The organism is Clostridium sp. UBA4548 (genome assembly GCF_002387895.1).
GTDB lineage: Bacteria > Bacillota > Clostridia > Clostridiales > Clostridiaceae > Clostridium_J.
Window position 1 is genome coordinate 1 of record NZ_DGLI01000007.1, and the last position, 3,246, is coordinate 3,246.

5 protein-coding genes are annotated in these 3,246 nt (G+C 29.4%); 2 read left to right on the forward strand and 3 right to left on the reverse strand.

All coding sequences use genetic code 11. From position 1 onward, the window contains the following. Positions 1–96 precede the first annotated feature (96 nt). Both B3040_RS02930 and B3040_RS02935 read left to right on the forward strand, forming a co-directional pair. Positions 97–378, forward strand: a complete 282-nt coding sequence (locus B3040_RS02930) for a DUF2508 family protein (protein WP_291570018.1) — start codon at positions 97–99, stop codon at positions 376–378. Positions 379–497: 119 nt separating this feature from the next. Next, positions 498–752, forward strand: coding sequence for a pro-sigmaK processing inhibitor BofA family protein (locus tag B3040_RS02935; RefSeq protein ID WP_291570020.1), 255 nt, complete (start codon positions 498–500; stop codon positions 750–752). 71 nt (positions 753–823) lie between these two features. Here the strand turns inward: B3040_RS02935 and B3040_RS02940 are convergent, their stop codons facing one another. From B3040_RS02940 to B3040_RS02950, 3 genes are read right to left on the reverse strand one after another with little or no spacing between them, the layout of a single operon-like run. Further along, positions 824–1,813: a DUF4097 family beta strand repeat-containing protein gene (locus B3040_RS02940; RefSeq protein ID WP_291570021.1), complete on the reverse strand. Its 990-nt coding sequence runs from the start codon at positions 1,811–1,813 to the stop codon at positions 824–826. A 12-nt stretch (positions 1,814–1,825) separates the two neighbouring features. Continuing rightward, complete coding sequence (locus B3040_RS02945) at positions 1,826–2,467, reverse strand: DUF1700 domain-containing protein (RefSeq protein WP_291570024.1); 642 nt, start codon at positions 2,465–2,467, stop codon at positions 1,826–1,828. A 4-nt stretch (positions 2,468–2,471) separates the two neighbouring features. Then, the gene (locus B3040_RS02950) at positions 2,472–2,783 is read right to left on the reverse strand and encodes a PadR family transcriptional regulator (RefSeq protein WP_017417081.1); all 312 of its coding nucleotides are present in this window, start codon (positions 2,781–2,783) and stop codon (positions 2,472–2,474) included. Positions 2,784–3,246: the final 463 nt, after the last annotated feature.

The window sequence follows — 3,246 nt, forward strand, 5'->3', positions numbered from 1 at the left end:
ATTTAGTGCGACAGCCCCTTTTATGTAAAAAGCTTGTATACATATCCCAATATATGTAAATAATCATAAATGAAATATATAATGGGAGGTATGAGAATGAATAGAAAAAGAATTATTGAAATTATACTTTCTCAAAATAAGTATAATGAAGAACAAAAGGAAATAATTAAACAATTAGAAGAATCTATGGTTGAATGGGAAGCAGCTAAAGCTTGCTTTCAACAAGTAAGTGAGGATAAGCTTATAGACTTTGCTATATATAGGGAAGATCAGGCTAAAGCTAAGTATGTGTACTTTCTATCCCAAGCTAAGTCTAAAGGAGTAACTTTGGACGCATCCTATATGATTGAGGAACTAAGTGGTGGAAGTAGATGGTAGTTTTATAAAAGACACTTTCTTTTAATTGTAAAATGCATCATAATTGGTTATAGGGGATAATATATATTACTATAAATTCAAGTTTTAATAGTTGGATTTTGTGAAAGGGGGGTATTACAGTGCATACAGCTATATATTTTATAATTGCAGTGCTGTTTTTATTAATAATAGGTAAGGTACTTGCATGGCCACTTAAAATGTTAATGAAATTAGTGATTAATGCTATTGCAGGTGGAATACTATTGTTACTTATAAATTTTGTTGGAGGGCCATTTGGTATAACTATAGCTATTAATGCAGTTACAGCACTAATAGCAGGCTTGTTAGGAATACCAGGGGTTATATTCTTAATAATATTTAATATGATTTCATAAAATAAGGTTAGAAGGTTATAGGAAACTAATGTAAGTTTCTATAACCTTTTTTTATATAGTTTTTTATGAATTTATTTTTTATAGATGTTTATATCACCAGACACAGTAGATAGGTTAACTTTACCTTTAGTATTAGAGCTTCCTACAAATCCAGTAATATTTTTTTTAGAGGAATTATTAACTGTTACAGGAAAAGCTATATCCATATCTCCAGAAGTAGAGCTAGAACTTACATAAAAGCTAGGGCTATTAGGAAGACTTATAATTAATTTTCCTGAGGTGGACTTAAATTCAACGGTGTTTTCTTGAAAATCTTTATAAGAAACATTTAAGTTACCTGAAACAGTTTTCCCCTCTAAATTACCCATAAAGTCTGCAACTTTAATATCGCCAGAGATAGAACTTATAGAAGCTGAGGTATTTGTTAGACTATCAATAGTTATATTCCCAGAAACAGAATTAAACTTAGAGTCCGTTGAAGATATATTAGAAAGATTTACCTTACCAGAAACAGAGGATGCTGTAACCTTATTCACATTTAAATTGTCACCAGTAATATTAGCTGATACAGATTTAACTGAAAGATTTTTATTATAAATCTTAGGGATATATACATCTAATTTGAAGTCATCACTAACACTTATTGAGTTTAATGAACCATTATCCTTTAGAAAGCTTATAGTAACAGTTTCTCCTGAAGATTGAACTTGAAGATGGGGCAAATCGGTAGATGCAATTTTGAAGGAACCCTTTAAGGTTGCTTTAATATCTTTGCCATCATAAGGAATTAAAGATATATTTCCACTGACTAAATGAATATCAATAAGTTCAGTTTTATCAATTGCTTGTGATTTAGTTTCATCTATATCATAAGTTTTAGCGTTTCCTAGATTGAAGGTGTTATCAAGATTAATATTTACGTTATTTAACCCTTTAAACATATCTGAAAGCTCAGTTTCATTTGAAGATTTATATAATATATAATATCCTATTCCATAAGTTAGGAACACTATTGCAAGTAAGATTATAATAACACTTTTAAGTTTACTACTTCTAAACATATACGAATCCTCCTAAATTAATATATCGGCTTTTATCCATTTTATTAATTTTAATATCAGTCCATAAATAAATTTTGTAATCCATAGTGATGCTATAAAAAGTAATATACCAAGGCATACTGTGCCTATACCGATTAATATAAGAGCTGATAAAGGGATGGAAGCAGGTATATAAATAAAGGAACTTGCAATACTACCAGTGATGCCACCTATCATCATTCCAATACCACCTATAACTAAACCAATAGAGGCCCCATACATACCAATTAAAAAAGAACAAATAGATCCTATAACAGGAAAACAAGTTAATATAAGGGCTACTAATATAATTATCTTTAGTGGTTGAGGTAGCGTACTCTTTCTATTGTAATAATAGTCATTATCTTGGTTATAGTTAGGAGTGGAGCTATAGTAAGAGCTATTAGAGTTATCTGTATTTTGTGATTCAGTGTAGTTATTACTATAATTATATTTGTACTGAGCAACTATCATATAAGGGTCACCCAATTCCATTATTATTTCTGAGTCTGACTTTCCGCTTGATTTACCAACCCTAAAATGTTCTTCATAATCGTATAAGATATCCTTACGTTCTTTCTCAGGAAAAGTTTCTAGACCCTGGGATAAAATTTTAAAAAATTCATACCTATCCATCTTTTTAATCCTCCCCAATAATGTTGTTTACACTATCAATAAATATAAGCCATTCTTTTTCTAAAATTTCTTTTGTTTTAATTCCAATATCCGTGATTTTATAATATTTTCTAGGGGGACCCTCTTGGGATTCCTGAAGATAGGTAACAAAATACCCGTCCTGAGTTAAACGCCTTAGAATAGGATAAATAGTTCCGTCGGATATTTGAATGTTTTTGGATATTTCATTTACTAATTCATATCCATAGTAATCTTTTCTAGTAACTAAAGATAGAACACACAGCTCTAGAACACCCTTTTTAAGTTGTACATTCATTAAATCACCTCAAAGCTGTAGTATATAATTTGGTACTATACAATATAAGATACTAATTATAGTTACATAATATGATTATATCAAATGAATGACACATATTTTTACAAATATTAGCACAATAATTAAACTAAAAGATAATATAATGTGTAATTTTGGACATTAACTTTATAACTGAATGAACACAGTTCCAAGTGTATCTACAAAGGCATTTGGAAGGTATTTAAAGGATTTATTAGAAATGATGGAATAATTTTTTGAAATGGAGGAAATATATAAAGAGAACTTGTAAATTCATGATATTATATTCCTTGTCGCTGATGCATAGCAGAGCGATAAAGCTTCAGGTTTGAAAATAGTTTCTAAATAAAATTTAAAAACATGTTGACAAACAAGAGGATAGATGATAAACTTATAAAAGTCGTCACTTGATTCAATACAATGCAGTGATGAAGTGGTCTTTGAA

Excerpts from the sequence above, each read along its gene's own strand:
- B3040_RS02930 (WP_291570018.1), top strand. The coding sequence starts at position 97 with ATGAATAGAAAAAGAATTATTGAAATTATACTTTCTCAAAATAAGTAT.
- B3040_RS02940 (WP_291570021.1), bottom strand. The coding sequence starts at position 1,813 with ATGTTTAGAAGTAGTAAACTTAAAAGTGTTATTATAATCTTACTTGCA.
- B3040_RS02945 (WP_291570024.1), bottom strand. The coding sequence starts at position 2,467 with ATGGATAGGTATGAATTTTTTAAAATTTTATCCCAGGGTCTAGAAACT.
- B3040_RS02950 (WP_017417081.1), bottom strand. The coding sequence starts at position 2,783 with ATGAATGTACAACTTAAAAAGGGTGTTCTAGAGCTGTGTGTTCTATCT.